At 71.9% G+C, this 17,150-nt stretch carries 18 protein-coding genes; 13 read left to right on the forward strand and 5 right to left on the reverse strand.

Going from position 1 to position 17,150, the window contains the following annotated elements:
• Positions 1–55: 55 nt before the first annotated feature.
• From J2X26_RS10545 to J2X26_RS10565, 5 genes are read left to right on the forward strand one after another with little or no spacing between them, the layout of a single operon-like run.
• Positions 56–334: an NAD(P)-binding protein gene (locus J2X26_RS10545; RefSeq protein WP_307492255.1), complete on the forward strand. Its 279-nt coding sequence runs from the start codon at positions 56–58 to the stop codon at positions 332–334.
• Positions 247–1,134, forward strand: coding sequence for an NAD(P)-binding domain-containing protein (locus J2X26_RS10550; RefSeq protein WP_307492054.1), 888 nt, complete (start codon positions 247–249; stop codon positions 1,132–1,134). The genes J2X26_RS10545 and J2X26_RS10550 overlap by 88 nt, the downstream gene beginning before the upstream one ends.
• Before the next feature lie 15 nt (positions 1,135–1,149).
• Positions 1,150–2,004 carry a helix-turn-helix transcriptional regulator gene (locus J2X26_RS10555; protein WP_307492055.1) on the forward strand — a complete coding sequence of 285 codons (855 nt, stop codon included), beginning with the start codon at positions 1,150–1,152 and terminating at the stop codon, positions 2,002–2,004.
• Positions 2,005–2,014: 10 nt separating this feature from the next.
• Positions 2,015–2,809 (forward strand): SDR family NAD(P)-dependent oxidoreductase, encoded by a 795-nt coding sequence (locus J2X26_RS10560; RefSeq protein ID WP_307492056.1) that lies wholly within the window; start codon positions 2,015–2,017, stop codon positions 2,807–2,809.
• Positions 2,810–2,831: 22 nt separating this feature from the next.
• A complete protein-coding gene (locus tag J2X26_RS10565) occupies positions 2,832–3,653 on the forward strand; it encodes an alpha/beta hydrolase (protein WP_307492057.1) in 822 nt (273 codons plus the stop codon).
• Positions 3,654–3,657: 4 nt separating this feature from the next.
• On the opposite strand, the gene uxaC is transcribed toward J2X26_RS10565, so the two are convergent.
• From uxaC to uidA, 3 genes are read right to left on the reverse strand one after another with little or no spacing between them, the layout of a single operon-like run.
• Positions 3,658–5,082: a glucuronate isomerase gene (gene uxaC, locus J2X26_RS10570; protein WP_307492058.1), complete on the reverse strand. Its 1,425-nt coding sequence runs from the start codon at positions 5,080–5,082 to the stop codon at positions 3,658–3,660.
• 3 nt (positions 5,083–5,085) lie between these two features.
• Positions 5,086–6,483, reverse strand: coding sequence for a glucuronide transporter (gene uidB, locus J2X26_RS10575; protein WP_307492060.1), 1,398 nt, complete (start codon positions 6,481–6,483; stop codon positions 5,086–5,088).
• A gap of 47 nt (positions 6,484–6,530) precedes the next feature.
• Entirely contained in the window at positions 6,531–8,315 is a 1,785-nt protein-coding gene (uidA, locus tag J2X26_RS10580; RefSeq protein WP_307492062.1) for a beta-glucuronidase, read from the reverse strand.
• Positions 8,316–8,436: 121 nt separating this feature from the next.
• Here uidA and J2X26_RS10585 point away from each other — a divergent pair, with 121 nt between their 5' ends.
• The 5 genes from J2X26_RS10585 (at position 8,437) to J2X26_RS10605 (ending at position 13,646) form a co-directional block, all read left to right on the forward strand.
• Positions 8,437–9,459: a LacI family DNA-binding transcriptional regulator gene (locus J2X26_RS10585; protein WP_307492064.1), complete on the forward strand. Its 1,023-nt coding sequence runs from the start codon at positions 8,437–8,439 to the stop codon at positions 9,457–9,459.
• A gap of 91 nt (positions 9,460–9,550) precedes the next feature.
• Positions 9,551–10,939, forward strand: a complete 1,389-nt coding sequence (locus tag J2X26_RS10590; protein WP_307492065.1) for a mannitol dehydrogenase family protein — start codon at positions 9,551–9,553, stop codon at positions 10,937–10,939.
• A complete protein-coding gene (gene manD, locus J2X26_RS10595) occupies positions 10,936–12,162 on the forward strand; it encodes a D-mannonate dehydratase ManD (protein WP_307492067.1) in 1,227 nt (408 codons plus the stop codon). The genes J2X26_RS10590 and manD overlap by 4 nt, the downstream gene beginning before the upstream one ends.
• Positions 12,159–12,677: a gluconokinase gene (locus tag J2X26_RS10600; protein ID WP_307492069.1), complete on the forward strand. Its 519-nt coding sequence runs from the start codon at positions 12,159–12,161 to the stop codon at positions 12,675–12,677. Before manD ends, J2X26_RS10600 begins: the two co-directional genes overlap by 4 nt.
• 27 nt (positions 12,678–12,704) lie before the next feature.
• A complete protein-coding gene (locus J2X26_RS10605; RefSeq protein WP_307492070.1) occupies positions 12,705–13,646 on the forward strand; it encodes a carbon-nitrogen hydrolase family protein in 942 nt (313 codons plus the stop codon).
• Position 13,647: 1 nt separating this feature from the next.
• Here the strand turns inward: J2X26_RS10605 and J2X26_RS10610 are convergent, their stop codons facing one another.
• Positions 13,648–14,013: a VOC family protein gene (locus J2X26_RS10610; RefSeq protein WP_307492071.1), complete on the reverse strand. Its 366-nt coding sequence runs from the start codon at positions 14,011–14,013 to the stop codon at positions 13,648–13,650.
• Entirely contained in the window at positions 14,010–14,807 is a 798-nt protein-coding gene (locus tag J2X26_RS10615) for a class I SAM-dependent methyltransferase (RefSeq protein WP_307492072.1), read from the reverse strand. The genes J2X26_RS10610 and J2X26_RS10615 overlap by 4 nt, the downstream gene beginning before the upstream one ends.
• Positions 14,808–15,005: 198 nt before the next feature.
• Between J2X26_RS10615 and J2X26_RS10620 the strand changes: the two genes are divergently transcribed.
• From J2X26_RS10620 to J2X26_RS10630, 3 genes are all read left to right on the forward strand, one after another.
• On the forward strand, positions 15,006–15,269 hold the full coding sequence (locus J2X26_RS10620) for an SHOCT domain-containing protein (RefSeq protein ID WP_307492074.1): 264 nt from the start codon (positions 15,006–15,008) through the stop codon (positions 15,267–15,269).
• Positions 15,270–15,304: 35 nt separating this feature from the next.
• Positions 15,305–15,826: a DUF1269 domain-containing protein gene (locus J2X26_RS10625; RefSeq protein ID WP_307492076.1), complete on the forward strand. Its 522-nt coding sequence runs from the start codon at positions 15,305–15,307 to the stop codon at positions 15,824–15,826.
• 67 nt (positions 15,827–15,893) lie between these two features.
• Positions 15,894–17,000 carry a DNA glycosylase AlkZ-like family protein gene (locus J2X26_RS10630; protein WP_307492078.1) on the forward strand — a complete coding sequence of 369 codons (1,107 nt, stop codon included), beginning with the start codon at positions 15,894–15,896 and terminating at the stop codon, positions 16,998–17,000.
• The last annotated feature ends 150 nt before the right edge of the window (positions 17,001–17,150 follow it).

Here is a 17,150-nt window from a genome sequence, read left to right on the forward strand (position 1 = left end):
AACTCTAGCAGGACGCAAAGGAGCGGACGTGGACGTCGAGAGCGTGCAGACCGTGGTGGTCGGCGGCGGTCAGGCGGGACTCGCGGCCAGCCACGAGCTGTCGGAGCGGGGTCTGCCGCACGTGGTCCTGGACGCGGGGGAGCGCATCGGAGATCCTGGCGCCGGCGGTGGGACTCGCTGCGACTGTTCACGCCGGCTCGCTACGACGGGCTCCCGGGTCTCCCGTTCCCCGGTGACCCGTGGTCGTTGCCGTCGAAGGATGAGCTCGCCGACTACCTGGAGTCGTACGCCGCAGACCTCCCGGTGCGGACAGGGGTGCACATCCGGCGCGTGACCCGGTCGGGTGCGGACTACCTGGTCGAGTCGGACAGCGGGACGTGGCGCGCGCAGAACGTCATCGTCGCCACGGGGTTCGACCGGGTGCCGCGCATCCCGGCGTTCGCAAGCGAGCTGCGGCCGGACATCGTCCAGCTCGACGCCGGCTCCTATCGCGGACCGGACCAGGTCGGCCCCGGCGGCGTGCTCGTCGTCGGTGCCGGGAACTCCGGTGCGGACATCGCCCTCGAGCTGGCGGTGACCCACCGCACCCACCTGTCGGGTCGGCACCCGGGGCAGGTGCCGTGGCGGATCGGGCAGCCGTGGGCGCGACCCCTGAACCGGCTGGTCTTCTGGGCGTTCGCCCACGTGCTGACCACGACGACACCGATCGGCCGACGCGCCCGCGCGGACGTGCTCGCCCACAGCGGGCCCCTGATCCGCGTGAAGTCGCGCGACCTGGTCGCTGCCGGGGTGCAGCGCGTGCCCCGGACCGCCGGCGCCAGGGACGGGCTCCCGGTGCTCGACGACGGCCGCACGCTGGACGTCTCCACCGTCGTCTGGTGCACGGGCTTCGACCCCGACCACAGCTGGATCGAGCTGCCCGTGCTCGACGCCCAGGGGCGTCCGGTGCACGAGCGCGGCGTCACCGACGAGAGCGGGCTGTACTTCCTCGGCCTCCTCTTCCAGCACTCGCTGGCGTCCTCGATGCTCAACGGGGTCGGCGCCGACGCCTCCGTCGTCGCCCGTCACATCGCGGACAGGTCCGCCGGTCGCGAGCCCGTCGCAGCGCCGACGTCGGGACCGGCGTCGGCCTGACCGCTACGGTGCGCTATGAGCGCTGCGGGCCCACTGGGTGACTACCTGCGAGCACGACGTGATCGGTTGCAGCCGCGGGACGTGGGGCTGGTGGAGAGCGTCGGCACACGTCGTGTCCCCGGGCTGAGGCGCGAAGAGGTCGCCATCCTGGCTGGGGTCAGCACCGACTACTACCTGCGCCTCGAGCAGGGCCGCGACGCGCGCCCGTCCGACCAGGTGCTGGACGCGCTGGCGCGGGCGCTGCAGCTCGACGCCGTGGCCACCGACTACCTCTACGCGCTGGCGCGACCTGCGGAGCACCCCGCAGCTGCCGAGCAGACCGACGTCGTGCACGACGCGACGCGGTGGCTGATCGACTCGTGGCCGCTCACTGCCGCGCTCGTCCACAGCCGGTACGTCGACGTCCTCGCGTCGAACCGCCTGGCACGACGGCTCAACCCGAACTTCCGCGTGGGCGTGAACAGCGTCGTCTCCCTGTTCACCGACCCGGCCGAGCACCGGTTCCACGACGACTGGGAGGCGCTGGCCGCTCGCTCTGTCGCACTGCTACGGATCTCGGCGGAGGCACGGACCGGCGACGCCCGCCTGGACGCCCTGGTTGCCGCCGGCTCGGCCAGCAGTCCGCTCTTCCGGGAGTTCTGGGAGCGGCAGGAGGTGCGCCGCATCGGCGAGGGGGTGCACGTCCTGCACCACCCTGTCGTCGGCGAGCTCCGGCTGACCTTCCTGCGGCTGCCGCTGGTCGGCACGGACGGTCAGTCGATGTTCCTCTACTTCGCGGAGCCGGGGTCGCCGAGCGCCGCGGCGATGGAGCGGCTGGCGGGCGTTGGGGGGGACCAGCAGGGACAGGAAGCGTCGGCGTCCGAGGGCTAGCGTCGCGTGCGTGGACCTCCATCTGGCGGGCAAGGTCGCGGTCGTCACGGGCGCGAGCAAGGGCATCGGTCTGGCTGTCACGCGGGCGCTCGTCGCCGAAGGGGTGTCGGTCGTCGCCGGGGCGCGCTCGATCACCGACGAGCTCGTCGCCCTGTCCGACACCGGGCAGGTCCTCGCGGTCGCGATCGATCTCGCCGACGCCGACGCTCCCGCGGAGCTGGTGTCGCGGGCGGCCCACTTCGGTGGGCTGGACGTCGTCGTCAACAACGTCGGGGCCGTCACCCCACGGACCACGGGCTTCCTCGACGTCACCGACGACGACTGGCACGCCACCCTCAACCTGACCCTGATGGCCGCCGTGCGCACGACGCGCGCGGCCATCCCGCTGCTCCTGGCCCGGGGCCGCGGCACCGTGGTGACGATCTGCTCGGTCAACGCGTACCTGCCGGACCCGGGGGTCATCGACTACTCGGCCACGAAGGCGGCGGTCTGGAACCTGTCCAAGTCGTTGTCGAAGGAGTTCGGCCCCCGCGGTCTGCGCTTCAACACCGTCAGCCCTGGTCCGGTCTCGACGCCGCTGTGGCTGGGGGAGACCGGCGTCGCGGCCACGGTCGCGGCGAGCCTCGGCGTCTCGTTCGACGAGGCCAGGCGACGGATCATCGAGGAGGCGGGCGGCTTCTCGACCGGCCGCTTCACCGAGCCCGAGGAGGTCGCCGACCTGGTACTGCTGCTGGCCAGCGACCGCGCGGGCAACGTCACCGGCGCCGACGTCCTCATCGACGGCGGCCTGACCAAGCAGCTGTGACCACCGACCTCTAGGGAGCCTCATGTCCGGCACGCCTGTCGTCTTCATCCACGGTCTCTGGATCCACTCGTCCGCGTGGGCGCCGTGGCTCGAGCTCTTCGCCGAGCGCGGGTACTCCCCGACAGCGCCCGGCTGGCCCGGTGACGCGGACACGGTCGCCGAGACCCGGGCCGCCGCTGCCGCGCTCGACGACGTGGGGATCGAGCAGATCTGCCACCACTACGCCGACCACATCGACACACTCGACGCCAAGCCGATCGTCATCGGGCACTCCTTCGGCGGGCTGATCGCGCAGGAGCTGCTGGCGAACGACCTGGCCGTCGCGGCGGTCGCCATCGACCCGGCGCCGATCAAGGGCGTCAAGACCCTGCCGTTCTCGCAGCTGCGCTCCGGGTTCCCCGTGCTGGGCAACCCCGCGAACAAGCGCCGGACGGTGTCGCTGACGGCCAAGCAGTTCCGCTACAGCTTCGGCAACACGCTGACGGAGGAGGAGTCCGACGCGCTGTTCCAGGCGTGGACCATCCCCGGGCCGGGCCGACCGCTGTTCGAGGACGCCACGGCGAACTTCTCGCGCACGTCCCCGGCCAAGATCGACACCCACCTGGCCGTCCGCGGACCGCTGCTGCTGACGTCGGGCAGCGAGGACCACACGGTGCCGAAGTCGGTGACCCTGGAGGTCGCGAAGATGTACGAGGACAGCCCCGGCTCGATCACCGAGTACCACGAGTTCGCCGGGCGCGGTCACTCGCTGACCATCGACTCAGGATGGCGGGACGTCGCCGACGTGACGCTGGAGTGGCTCGCTTCGCAGAAGCTCGACGTACCGGCGGCCACGACGAGCTGAGCGCCTACAGCCCGAACACCTCGGTCGGCCGCCCGCGCACGAGGTCGACGACGGCCTCGGCCGCTTCGTCCTCGTCGAGCCGGTGGTCGGCCACGAGGCCGGCCAGGTACCCGGCGTCGAGCCGTCGCGCCATGTCGTGGCGGGCCGGGATCGAGCAGATGGCCCGGGTGTCGTCGATGAACCCGCTGGTCCGGGACAGGCCGGCGGTCTCGGAGACGGCGGACCGCCAGCGCCGGATCGCGTCGGGGGCGTCGAGGAACCACCAGGGCGCTCCGACGTAGACCGACGGGTAGAAGCCGGCGAGCGGGGCGAGCTCGCGGGAGAACACGGACTCGTCGAGCGTGAAGAGCACGAGCGTGAGGTTCGGGTGAGTGCCGTACCGGTCGAGCAGCGGCCGGAGGGCGTCGGTGAAGGCGCCGGGCAGCGGCAGGTCGTGGCCGGTGTCCGGGCCGAACCGCGCGCCTGTCGGCCGGTGGTGGCCTCGGCGCACCCCGGGGTGCAGCGTCATGGTGAGGCCGTCCTCGGTCGCCATCCGCGCCATCTCCAGCAGCATGTGCCGGCGCAGGGCCGCCGCCTCGTCCGGAGCCACGGTCCCGGCGAGGGCTGCGTGGTAGATGCGCTCGGCCTCGGCGGCGTCCAGCGGTTCCGTCCCGACGTCCTCGTGGCTGTGGTCGGTGGACACACCACCGTGGCACCGGAAGTGGGTACGCCGGTCCTCCATCGCGGCGACCCAGCCGGCGTAGCAGCCGGTGTCGACGCCGGCGACCGCGCCCAGGTGCAGGACGTCACGTGCCCAGTCGGGCCGGCCGGCCTCGAGGTACCTGTCCGGGCGGAACGTCGGGACCACCCGGCCGGCGAAGGTCGGGTCGGCGCGCAGGGCCGCGTGCGCGGCGAGGTCGTCGGCGGGGTCGTCGGTGGTGGCGAGGACCTCGATCCCGAACCGGTCGAAGAGCGCCCGCGGCCGGAACGCCGGCTGCGCGAGCTGGTCGGCGATCCCGTCGTACAGGACGTCGGCCGTCTCGGCGCTCGGCCGCAGGGCCAGCCCGAACACGTCCACCAGCGCGCTCTCCAGCCAGTACTTGACCGGGGTGCCGCGGTACACGGACCAGTTCTCGCACAGCAGGCGCCACGCCTGCCGGGCGGCCTCGGGGGAGAGCGGTCCCTGCCCGACGCCGAGCCGGTCCAGCGGCACCCCCGAGGCGTGGAGCAGGCGGGTGACGTAGTGGTCCGGCGTGATCAGAAGGGTCGTCGGGTCCGGAAAGGGCTGGTCCTCGAGGAGCAGCCGGGCCTCGACGTGCCCGTGCGGGGAGATGATCGGCAGGTCGCGCACCTCGTCGTACAGGCGGCGGGCGATCGACCGGACCTCCGGTTCGGCCGGCAGGAGCCGGTCGGGGTGCAGGCGCAGGGCCTGTGCGGTGAGCGTCGGCACGGCTCAGTCCTCCCGCGCGGCGCGGCGGGCAGCCGTCTCTGCGACCATCGCCCGGAACCGGGCCTCGGTCAGGGGGTAGACGACCATGATGAGGACGCCGATGAGGATGAACAGCGCTGGGACGAAACCGGCGATGTAGCGGATGCCGTCCTGGGTCGCCTGGCTCTGCACCTCCTGCTGCGCCACGTACCCGACGAAGCCGAGCCCGTATGCCGCTGCCGCTCCGCCGACGGCCTGCCCGAGCTTGCGGGTGAAGGAGAAGACCGCGTACGTGGTGCCCTCCGTGCGTACGCCGGTCCGCCACTCGCCGTACTCGACGGTGTCGGCCTCCAGCGCCCACATGAGGGTGTTCACAGCGGCGAGTCCGACGCCGTAGATGCCGAAGAACACGATCGCCAGGACGGGCAGGGTCGACGGCGTCAGGGCGATGCCCACGGCGGCGACGACGGCGAGCCCGCCGCTCACGATGTACGCCGTCTTCTTGCCGACGGCGCGCACGATGCGGGGGATGAAGCCGGCGACGACGAACATCACGCCGGTGCTCACGACGGTCAGGATGATGAAGTAGTTGGCGTCGCCGAGGACGTCCCGGGCGTAGTACGCCTGGACCGTCTGGAGCGTGAACATGCCGACCAGGAACGACAGGGCGCTCAGGCACAGCATGAGCAGCGGCCGGTTGCCCTTCAGCGTGGCCAGGCTCTGCTGCAGGCTGACGTGGGGTACGTCACGGTCGACGCGCTCCTTCGACGTGCTGAACAGGAGCATGTAGAGGCCGAAGCCGATGACGACGAAGAGCAGGGTCGTCAGGGTCAGCGACTGCTGCAGGTTGTCCGAGCTCTTGATCTGCGGGGCGACGATGAAGGCGAGCGCGATGATCGTGGCCGCCGTCCCCATCGTGCGGAAGCTGGCAAGTCGTGCGCGTTCCACGGGCTCCTGCGTCATCGCCGACGCCAGCGACCCGTAGGGGATGTTCACCAGGCTGTACGCCAGACCCAGAGCGGCGTAGGTGACGTACGCGTAGATGAGCTTGCCCGTGCCGCCCAGCCCGCCGGGGACCGTGAAGGTGGCCACCGAGAGCAGGAGCAGGGGGAGCGAGCCGAACAGGAAGAACGGCCGGAACTTGCCCCACCGGGTCATCGTCTTGTCGACCTGCCGGCCGGCCCAGATGTCCGCGAACGCGTCCCAGACCCGCACGACGAGGAACAGGGTCCCCGCGGCCGCGGCCGAGATGCCCACGACGTCGGTGTAGTAGAGCAGCAGGAACATCGACGTCATGGAGAACGCCAGGTTGTTCCCCGCATCGCCGGCGGCGTAGCCGAGGTAGGAACGGAACCGGAGCTTCGGCGCCGGGCTCGTGCTGGGGGTGGTGATCGGGTCGGAGACAGCGACGGTGCTGGTCATGTCGACTCCTCGGTCGGGCCGCGCGGACGCGGCGGTGCTGGGGGTGGTCACGGCTTGGAGGTCCAGCGGCGTCGCAGCACGTGCGCGGCGGCCTTCGGGCGGCGGTCCCGGGTGAACACGCCCTTCTTGTTTCCGTCGACCCGGAACACGCTGGTCGACGACGTGGCGAAGTCCGCGAAGTTCCAGACCTGCTCACCGACGACGGCGTCGACCGCATCGAACACGCGGTGGTTCATCTCCAGGTACTCGACCTGGTACTCCTCGGACCACGGCTGCGGGGTCAGGGAGTGCACCCCGGCGACGGTGTCGGCGCCGTACTCGGTGATGATGATCGGCTTGCCGTCCGTGGCCCATTGCTGCAGCTCGGCCAGCCAGGCCGCCTCCGCGGCGACCAGGTCGCCCGTGTTCACGTACCAGCCGTAGTAGCGGTTGAGCATGATGACGTCGCCGAGCTCGGAGACCTGGCACCTCCCGTGGGGGGCGAGCATCACGTTGACGAAGCCGACGGGCCGGCTGCGGTCCAGCTCGCGGGTGAGCGCGAAGAGCGGCTCGAAGTAGGCGCGCGCCGCATCGGTGTCGGACTCGGGCTCGTTCGCGATCGACCAGAGCACGACGCTCGGGTGGTTCTTGTCGCGCTGGACCAGCTCACGGATCGCCTGCTTGTGCGCCTCCTGGCTGACGTCGTTGACGGTCTCGGGGGAGAACGTGGTGTAGCTCTGCCCGCCGAAGATCCCGCCGGCCAGCCCCATGTTCTGCCCGACCGCCGCGACCTCGTCGATGACGACGATGCCCTTGCGGTCCGCGTAGTCGTAGACCTCCTCGGCGTACGGGTAGTGCGACGTGCGGAACGAGTTGGCGCCGATCCAGTCGAGCAGCTCGAAGTCGTGCACCAGGTAGGCGTCGTCGTGACCCTTGCCGCGCACCGCTGTGTCCTCGTGCTTGCCGAACCCCTGGAAGTAGAACGGCTCGCCGTTGATGAGGAACTGCGTCCCGCGCACCTCGACGGTCCGGACGCCCACGCGCTGGTGGTAGCTGTCGAACGGCGTCCCGGAGGCGTCGAGGAGCTCGACCCGCGCGTCGTAGAGGTAGCCGGCGCCGGGCTCCCAGCGGTGCACGTCCGGGATGGTCAGCTCGTTGCTCGGTCCCTCGGCGGTGGCCACGACGCGACCGTCGGCGTCGTGCAGCGTCACGCGCACCGCGTGCTGCGCCTTGCCGGCGACCGTCACGTCGTAGGCGACGACGCCCGTGGTGCCCTGCAGGTCGGTGACCACGACGACGTCGTCGACGTAGGTGGTCGGCGTCGCGTAGAGCCAGACCGACCGGTGCAGCCCGGCGAAGTTGAAGAAGTCGTGGAAGTACTGCTGCCGACGGCCCTGCGGGGTGTCGTGCACGATGCCCGGCGGGATGGTCTGGAAGGTCAGCTCGTTGTTCACCACCACGGTGACGCGGACCTCGTCGCCGGGGGAGACCAGCTCGGTGACGTCGGCCTCGAACGGCGTGTACCCGCCCTCGTGGCGCGCCACCTCGGTGTCGCCGACCCACACCACCGCGGCGTGCGTCGCGGAGTCGAACCGCAGCACCACCCGCTGACCGGCCCAGCCGCGCGGCACCCGGACCGAGGTCTGGTACCAGGCGTCGCCGACGTGGTCCCGGCCGGTGGTCCCCACGAGCACGTCGTTGTAGCTCGCGGGGACCGGCATGGCCTGCGCGGCGGTCAGCGGGGCACGGTGCCAGCCCTCACGCCGACCGGCGCCCGTCGCGTCGAGTCGGAAGTCCCACAAGCCGTTCAGGGTCTTGCGCTCACGGCTCGCGGTGTCCTGGGGACGAAGCATCGGTGCTCTCCTCTCATCGCCGGCGAAGCATCTGCGCAGCGGCCGGTAGAACCATTGAGGACCCGTGATCACGGGACGACAAGCGGTTGCCATGACTTGTCGCGGTCCCTACCGTCGAGACGTGGACGAGCACCGGGTGCCGACGATCTACGACGTGGCCAAGGCCTGCGGCGTCGCACCGTCGACCGTCTCGCGGGCGTTCTCCCGTCCGGGCCGCGTCAACGCCGAGACCGCCGCCCGCATCCGCAAGGTTGCCGAGGAGATCGGCTACCGGGCGAACCCGTTGGCCCGGGCGCTGCCCACGGGGAAGACGTCCCTGCTCGCCCTCGTCGTGTCCGACGTGACCAACCCGTTCTACTTCGAGATCATCCGTGGGGCCGAGCTCGCGGCGAACGAGGCCGACTACACCTTGCTCGTGGCGGACGTGTATGAGTCGGCGGCGGTGGAGCGCAAGGCGCTCGAACGCGCGCTGCCCCTCGTCGAGGGGGTGGTGCTGGGCACGTCGCGCATGTCGGACTCGGCGATCCGGGTGATGGCGCAGCAGCGGCCGACCGTCGTGCTCAACCGCGTGCTGACCGGCATCCCGAGCGTCATCACCGACAACGCCCGCGGGACCCGCCGGGCGATGGAGCACCTCGTGGACCTCGAGCACCGCAGCATCGGGTACGTGGCCGGTCCGGAGGCCTCCTGGGCGGACGGCATGCGCTGGCGGGCGATGCGCGAGGCGGCCGAGGCGCTCGACGTGCGGGTGCAGCGGTTCGGCCCCGTGGCGCCGACGCTCGGCGGGGGGACGGAGATCGCGGCCGTCGTCGCCGAGTCGGCCGTCACCGCGGTCGTGGCCTACAACGACCTCGTCGCGATCGGCCTGATGCGCGGCCTGGCGGCGGCGGGGGTGCGGGTGCCCCGGGACGTGAGCGTCGTCGGGTTCGACGACATCTTCGGCGCCGAGCTCTGCTCGCCCGCGCTGACCACGGTCGCGGCACCGCTGGCCGCGCTCGGCCGGTACGCCGTGCAGACCCTGCTGACCGGGATGTCGTCGCGGACGCCGCCCCAGGTGCGGCCGGCGCTCCTGCCCGCAGAGCTGGTGGTCCGGGAGTCCACGGCGCGGCGTGCACGCCGGCGGCGGTCCCGGGCCGTGTCGTAGGACAAGTCATGGCAACCGATTGCCATCGACGGTCCCTGGGGCGCTGAATGGTCGAGGACCGACGACGGTCCGACGACCTGGAGGTGGAATCGTGCCCGACCCGACGAGCTGGGAGCGCACCGAGGCCCCCGCGCCGGCGCGCATCGTGCACCTCGGGCTGGGTGCCTTCGCCCGTGCGCACCTGCTCTGGTACACCCAGCGGGCCAACGAGGCCGGCACCGCCGAGCGGTGGGGCGTCGCGGCGTTCACAGGCCGGTCGGCCGCTGCCGCCCAGCCGCTCGCGCGGCAGGACGGTCTTTACACGCTGCTGGTCCGCTCGCCCGAGGGCGACGCACCCACCACGATCGACGCCCTCGTCGCCGTCCACGACGGTGCCGACGCGGACGCGTGGCGCGAGTACTTCCGCCGGCCCGAGGTCGGCGTCGTCACCCTGACCGTCACGGAAGCCGGCTACCGGCGAACGTCGACCGGCGGGCTGGACCGCCACGACCCCGAGGTTGCGCGGGACATCGCGAACTTGCGCGCCGGCGGGGATGCCGGCACGGCTCCGGGGCGCCTCGTCGACGGCCTGCGCGCGCGTCGCGCGGCGGGCACCGGTCCGATCGCCGTGGTCAGCTGCGACAACCTGCCCGACAACGGCCGCGTGGCCCGCCGGGTCATCCTCGATCTGGCGTCGGCGGTCGACCCGTCGCTCACCGACTGGATCGAGCAGCACGTCTCCTTCGTGTCCACGATGGTGGACCGGATCACGCCCGCCACCACCGAGGCCGACCGGGCGGTCGTCCGCAAGCTCACCGGGCGTGAGGACCGATCGCCGGTGGTCACCGAGCCGTTCAGCGAGTGGGTGCTCCAGGGCGACTTCCCGGCCGGCCGGCCGCGGTGGGAGGCCGCCGGTGCGCGGTTCGTCGACGACCTCGAGCCCTACGAGCGCCGCAAGCTCTGGCTGCTGAACGCCGGCCACTCCCTGCTCGCCTACGAGGGCCTGGCGCGCGGTCTGACCACGGTGGCGGACGCGTTCGCCGACCCGACGTGCCGCGCCGAGCTCGAGCAGCTGTGGTCCGAGGCCGCCGAGGTCCTGACGCTCCCCGCGCACGATGCGACCGCCGCGCTGCGGGAGCGGTTCGCGAACGCCCGCATCGAGCACCGGCTCGCGCAGATCGCACGAGACGGGTCCGTCAAGCTCCCCGTCCGCATCCTCACCGTCGCCCAGGCGCGGGCCGTCGCCGGGTTGCCTGTCGGCCCGGCCGGTGCCGGCGTCGTGGCCGCGTGGATCGACCACCTCGACGGAGCCGCCTCCGACCCCGGTGCCGCCGACCTGGTGGCACGCCTGCCGGGTCAGGGCAGCTCCGCCCGCGCCGTGCTCGCCCTCGACGCGATCGCCCCCCGCCTCGCCCGCAAGGACGTCTTCGCCCGGCACGTCGCCGAGCGGCTCGCCGTCCGCCGTCCCACCTCACCCACCCTCGCAGGAGCCCGACCATGAAGATCGTCACCGCCGACGTCATCGTCACCAGCCCGAACCGCAACTTCGTCACCCTCAAGATCACGACGGACGAGGGGCTGACCGGGCTCGGGGACGCGACCCTGAACGGCCGCGAGCTGGCCGTCGTCAGCTACCTGCGGGACCACGTCGCACCGCTGCTGGTCGGCCGCGACGCGTCTCGCATCGAGGACACCTGGCAGTTCCTCTACCGCAGCGGGTACTGGCGCCGCGGTCCGGTGACCATGGCCGCGATCGCCGCCGTCGACATGGCGCTGTGGGACATCAAGGGCAAGGCCGCGCAGATGCCGGTCTACCAGCTGCTCGGGGGAGCGAGCCGCGACGGTCTCATGGCCTACGGCCACGCGTCCGGGACGTCGCTGCCCGCGCTGTTCGACTCCATCCGCGAGCACCAGGAGCAGGGCTACCGCTCGATCCGCGTGCAGACCGGCGTACCGGGCCTCAAGGCGATCTACGGCATCGCGGCCCAGTCGACGTCGGGGGAACGGTACGACCACGAGCCCGCGCAGCGCGGCGCCTACCCGGCCGAGGAGGACTGGGACACCCGCGCCTACCTGCGCCACCTGCCGACCGTGTTCGAGGCCGTGCGCAACGAGTTCGGCCCCGACCTGCCCCTCCTGCACGACGGGCACCACCGGATGACCCCGATCCAGGCGGCGAAGCTGGGCAAGTCCCTCGAGCCGTACGACCTGTTCTGGCTCGAGGACTGCACCCCGGCAGAGAACCAAGAGGCTCTGCGTCTGGTCCGCCAGCACACCACGACGCCTCTGGCGATCGGCGAGATCTTCAACACCGTCTGGGACTTCCAGGCGCTGATCAAGGAGCAGCTCATCGACTACGTCCGGGCCGCCTCGACGCACTTCGGGGGGATCAGCCCGCTGCGCAAGGTCATGGACTACGCCGCGCAGTACCAGGTGAAGTCCGGGTTCCACGGTCCGACGGACATCTCGCCGGTCGGCCTGGCCGCGCAGATGCACGTGGGGCTGGCCATCCACAACTTCGGCATCCAGGAGTACATGCAGCACGGCGTCAAGACCAACGCCGTGTTCCAGCAGTCCTTCACGTTCTCGGACGGCTACCTGCACCCCGGCGACCTGCCGGGTCTCGGCGTGGAGCTCGACGTGGACGAGGCCGGCAGGTACCCCTACGAGGTCGCGTACCTGCCGTACAACCGGCTGGCCGACGGCACGGTGCACGACTGGTGACCCACGTCGTGGTCATGGGCGTCTCCGGCTGCGGCAAGTCGACCGTGGGGGAGCTGCTCGCCGACCGCCTGCGCGTCCCCTTCCTCGATGCCGACAACTTCCATCCGGAGGCGAACCTCGCGAAGATGGCCGACGGCACACCGCTCGACGACGCCGACCGGTGGCCCTGGCTTCGGCTCGTCGGGGTCGCGCTCGCCGCGCACCCGGACGGTGCGGTCGTCGCGTGCTCCGCGCTGCGCCGCACCTACCGCGACCTGCTCCGCGACGCCGTGCCGGAGGTGCGGTTCGTGCACCTGGAGGGGACGCGCGAGCAGCTGGCCGCCCGCATGCGCGCCCGCGCGCGCCACTTCATGCCCGTGTCCCTGCTCGACACCCAGCTGGCGACGCTCGAGCCGCTCGGTGGCGACGAGCCCGGGATCGTCCTCGACTGCACCCTCGACCCCGCGACGCTGGTCTCGCGCGCCGACAGGACGGTCGGCTCACCGAACCTTGTCGGCCGTCGCACCGGGGAGTAGACACGAGGTGACGGGAGGGGTTCCTTCATGGCTCTCACGCGAGTTGCCGCAGTGCAGGCTGCGCCCGTGCTCATGGACCAGCAGGCGTGCGTCGAGAAGGCGGTGCGCCTGATCGGACAGGCCGCCGCCGAGGGCGCGCACCTCGTGGTCTTCGCCGAGGTCTTCATCCCGGGCACACCCATCTGGATGGACTCCCGGCCCATCTGGGACGGCGACGAGGAGTGGTTCGCCCTCCTCGTCGACCAGGCCGTGGTCGTGCCCGGCCCGGTGACCGAGGCGTTGGGCGCCGCCGCGGCCGAGGCCGGTGTCTACGTGGTGGTGAACGTCGAGGAGCGTGAGCCGCACGGCGCGACGATCTACAACACGACCCTCTACCTCGGTCCTGACGGGAGCCTGCTGGGCAAGCACCGCAAGCTCATGCCGACCGGGTCGGAACGCACGGTCTGGGGCATGGGCGACGGGTCGACGCTGCCCGTCATCGACACCCCGTTCGGCCGGCTCAGCGGGCTGACGTGCTGGGAGAACTACATGCCCCTGGCGCGCTTCTACCTCTACGCGCAGGGCGTCGACATCTGGACGGCCCCCACGCTCGCCCAAGGTGACGGCTGGATCGCGACCCTGCGCCACATCGCCCGCGAGGGCCGCTGCTACGTCATCGGCGCGAACCCGTGCACCCACATCGACCAGATCCCGGCCGACTTCCCGCGTCGCGACGAGGTCTGGACCGTGAAGGAGGGCGACGGCGGCTGGGTGGAACCGGGCAACAGCGTGATCGTCGGACCCAACGGCGAGCTGCTCGCGGGGCCGTCCCGCCACGAGGAGACGATCCTCACCGCCGACATCGACCTCGCCCAGGTCCGCGCGGCCCGTCGGCTGTTCGACCCGACCGGTCACTACAACCGGCCGGACATCTTCCGGCTCTCCGTCGACACCCGCCCTCGGACCGCCGTCACGCTCACGGACGACTAGCTCACGGCCCCCAGCACAGGCAGAACGGGTGGCCGGCCGGGTCGGCGTAGACCTGGAACCCGTCGGGCGTGGTGAAGTCGGTCGCCGCCTGCAGCAGGACCGCGCCGACGGCCAGGGCGTGCTCGTGCGCCGCGTGGATGTCGTCCACGTAGAGGTCGAGATGCACCTGCTGCGGCTCGCCGTCTGGCCAGTCGGGCCGGACGTGGTTCGGTGCCAGCTGGACGTCGATCCGTGGTTCGCCGTCGACGACGACCGAGTGCCAGTCATCCTCGACCGACACGGTGCCACCGAGCAGCGCAGCCCAGAACGCGCTCTCGACGTCGATGTCCGCGGCGTCGAACACCACCACCTGCCGTCTGATCCTCATCCGGCCATCGTGGCACCGTGTGGCCGGAGGAGCCCGAGCTGCAGCGTCACGTGGACCTCCTCGGTGAGGGGTGCGTAGGGACGCAGCCACCGCTCGAGCTCGGCGACGAACCTCCGACGCTCCGGAGCCGGCGGCAAGGTCATCGCCGAGAGCACGCCGCCGATGGCCGCGTCGATGCTCAGCGGTGCCGAGTAGTCGACGGTCGTCTCGATGACGTCGTAGCCCGTATCTTCCAGGGCGTCCTGGGTGAGGCGTCGCCCGTCCGCGTCCGTCTGGCAGGTGGCGCCGGGACGGCCGGTCCAGTCGACGAGGAACGCCCCGAGCTCGCGGGACCAGTCGGCGTCCTGCAACCACAGCGGGGAGCCGTTGGTGACCACGGCGACGCCGCCACCCGGGCGCAGCAGGGGCCGGGCGGTTCGGAACAGCGTGGCGCGATCCATCCAGTGGATCGCGACGGCGACCGTCAGCGCGCCGAGCGGCCGCAGCGCTCGACCGACCGTGGGCAGGTCGCGGTCCGAGCCGAGCACCCACGCGACCGTGCCGGTCCGACTCGTGGCGGCCGCCGCCGCGGCCGCGAGCATGTCGGGCTCGGGGTCCATGCCGATCATCGTCCCGACCCGGCCGGCGAGCGCGTGCGTGAGCTGCCCCGTGCCGCACCCAAGATCGAGCACGACGTCGTCCTCGGTGAGCGCGAACGCGTCCACGATCCGCTGCACCACGGCGTCCGGGTAGCCGCGCCGGTACCGGGCGTAGTACTCGACGACCTCGCCGCTGAAGCCCGTCCCGGTGGTCATGGGTCGAGCCTCGCGCCCGACACCGCTGCGGCGCCACGGCTTCTGCCCTGGGCAGACGCCGACGATCACCCGGGTGAGCGGGTCGCCGGGTGAGCACGCCATGTCGGCCCGAGCGCACGATGGGCAGACCCGGACGAATCGTCGTCCGGCGACGGCGACCCCGCAGGGGTCAACCAAAGGAGAGACACCATGCCGCGGATGCTCAGACGCGCAGCCGTCCTGGGGGCCACCGCCCACGTCGCCTCGAGCCGTGGAGCCGCACGCGCGAATGCCCAGAACGCCGCCCAGCAGGCGGCGGAGCAGCCGCCCGCCCCGCAGTACGAGGCGCCGCCCGCTCCCGAGGCTGCCGCGCCGCCGGTCGACATCTACGCCGACCTGACCAAGCTCAAGGAGCTCCTCGACGCCGGTGTGCTGACGCAGGCGGAGTTCGACGCGCAGAAGCAGAAGCTCCTCGCCGGCTGACGGCACCCGAACCGACCAACGCTCAGGAGACCCGCATGTCCATCGGACCCGTCCAGCTGCTCGTCGTCGCCTTCGACCGGCCGAACTTCACCGGCGAGATCCTCGACGAGCTCGCCTACCTGCGCGACAACGACCAGATCCGCCTCATCGACGTCCTCGCCGTCCAGAAGACGGAGCACGGGACGATCGAGGCGCTGCGGTGGAGCGACCTGTCGATCGAGGAGGCAGAGGATCTCGGCGCCACGGTCGGCGCGCTCCTCGGCCTCGCCGTCGCGGGGGAGGAGGGTGCCGAGGCCGGGGCGATCGCCGGCTTCGAGGCCGGGTCGGACGGCCACCTCATCGACGATGCGCAGGTCTGGGACGTCGCCGACACGATCCCCGACGGGAGTGCAGCGGCGATCGCGCTGATCGAGCACGTCTGGGCCAAGCCCCTGCGCGAGACGATCGCCCGGGCCGGCGGCGTCGTGGTGAGCGGCGAGTTCATCCACCCGCTCGACCTGCTCGACATCGGGCTGCTGACGGCCATGGAGCTCGACCTCGAGACGTCGGAGGAGTGACAGGGGCGTCCTCGTCCGGCTGGACCCCTCGTGCACCGTCCTGCCAGGCTGGTGCCGTGAGGGGCCGATGACCGGCGCGGTCCAGGTGACCCGACCGCAGGCGCTCGCGTGGCGGCTGGGTCGGCAGCTGCTCGCACCGGTCGGCACACTGTCGGCCGAGGACGTCGTGCGTCGGCTGACCGCGATCCCCGCGCAGTCCGACGTGGAGCTCGCCGTCCGGACCCGGCAGCAGAGCTCCCGACCGGGTGAGCTGGGCGAGGCCATCCGGGACGGTCGCGTCCTGCGGACCTTCGCCTTCCGCGGAGCCGTGCACCTCGTGACTCCCGAGGAGGGCGGCGCCTACCTCGCGCTCCGGGCGGCCGGGCGGCAGTGGGAGCTGCCGAGCTGGCAGGAGTACTACGGCCTCGCGCCCCACGACTGGCCCGCCTTCCGGGAGGCCGTCCGCGCGGCCCTCGACGACCACCCGCTGACACCCGCCGAGCTCGGCGCGGCGCTCTCGGCACGTCCCCGGTACGAGCACCTCCGCGAGACCTTCGCGAACGAGCCGTGGACCCTCCTCAAGGCGCTCGCGTGGCAGGGCGACCTGACCTTCGGCCCGTCGCGGGACGGGGAGCCGACGTTCCAGGTCCTCGCCCACAACCCGCGCTGGACGGGTCTCCCGGACCTCGCTGACGCGGGTCGGCACGCGGTCGAGGCCTACGTCCGGGCATACGGCCCCACGACAGCCGACCATCTGCAGTACTGGCTCGGAGCGGGTCTGAGCGCCGGCCGCCGGCGGATCCAGGGGTGGATCAGAGAGCTGGATGACCGGCTCGTGCCTGTCGTGGTCGACGGCGCAGCATCGTTCGTGCTGGCGGAGGACGTCGACGAGCTCCTCGGGACGGAGCCGACGAGCACCGTCCGGCTGCTGCCGGCGTACGACCAGTGGGTGCTCGGACCTGGGACGGCGGACCCCACCATCGTGCCGCCGGGGCAGCGCGCGGTCGTCAGCCGCGGGGCCAACCTCGTCGTCGCGGGCGGTGTCGTCGCCGGGACCTGGTCGGTGCACCAGGACGACCTCACGGTGACGCGCTTCGGCGATGCCGGGCGGCCGTCGTCGGACGCGCTCGACGAGGGGATCGCTCGGCTCGGCGCGAGCCTGCCCCGGCCGCTGGGCACCGCCACCGTGACGTAGGCCCCCTCGCCATGCGATCGCCGGGATTCCGATTGCGCGCTCGCTCCGCCGATCTGTACCGTCAGGCTGCTCGTGACCGACCGCAGGAGGTGACACCCATGAACGCAGGATCCGCACTGGGTGCTCCACTGCAGTCCACGACCGCGCGAC

Origin of the sequence: Cellulomonas humilata (assembly GCF_030814415.1) — a bacterium.
Lineage (GTDB): Bacteria > Actinomycetota > Actinomycetes > Actinomycetales > Cellulomonadaceae > Cellulomonas > Cellulomonas humilata_A.

Bases quoted from the DNA above. Each gene is read 5' to 3' on its own strand.
- J2X26_RS10555 (WP_307492055.1), top strand. From the start codon at position 1,150: ATGAGCGCTGCGGGCCCACTGGGTGACTACCTGCGAGCACGACGTGAT.
- J2X26_RS10565 (WP_307492057.1), top strand. From the start codon at position 2,832: ATGTCCGGCACGCCTGTCGTCTTCATCCACGGTCTCTGGATCCACTCG.
- uidB (WP_307492060.1), bottom strand. From the start codon at position 6,483: ATGACCAGCACCGTCGCTGTCTCCGACCCGATCACCACCCCCAGCACG.
- uidA (WP_307492062.1), bottom strand. From the start codon at position 8,315: ATGCTTCGTCCCCAGGACACCGCGAGCCGTGAGCGCAAGACCCTGAAC.
- manD (WP_307492067.1), top strand. From the start codon at position 10,936: ATGAAGATCGTCACCGCCGACGTCATCGTCACCAGCCCGAACCGCAAC.
- J2X26_RS10605 (WP_307492070.1), top strand. From the start codon at position 12,705: ATGGCTCTCACGCGAGTTGCCGCAGTGCAGGCTGCGCCCGTGCTCATG.
- J2X26_RS10610 (WP_307492071.1), bottom strand. From the start codon at position 14,013: ATGAGGATCAGACGGCAGGTGGTGGTGTTCGACGCCGCGGACATCGAC.
- J2X26_RS10615 (WP_307492072.1), bottom strand. From the start codon at position 14,807: ATGACCACCGGGACGGGCTTCAGCGGCGAGGTCGTCGAGTACTACGCC.
- J2X26_RS10620 (WP_307492074.1), top strand. From the start codon at position 15,006: ATGCTCAGACGCGCAGCCGTCCTGGGGGCCACCGCCCACGTCGCCTCG.
- J2X26_RS10625 (WP_307492076.1), top strand. From the start codon at position 15,305: ATGTCCATCGGACCCGTCCAGCTGCTCGTCGTCGCCTTCGACCGGCCG.
- J2X26_RS10630 (WP_307492078.1), top strand. From the start codon at position 15,894: ATGACCGGCGCGGTCCAGGTGACCCGACCGCAGGCGCTCGCGTGGCGG.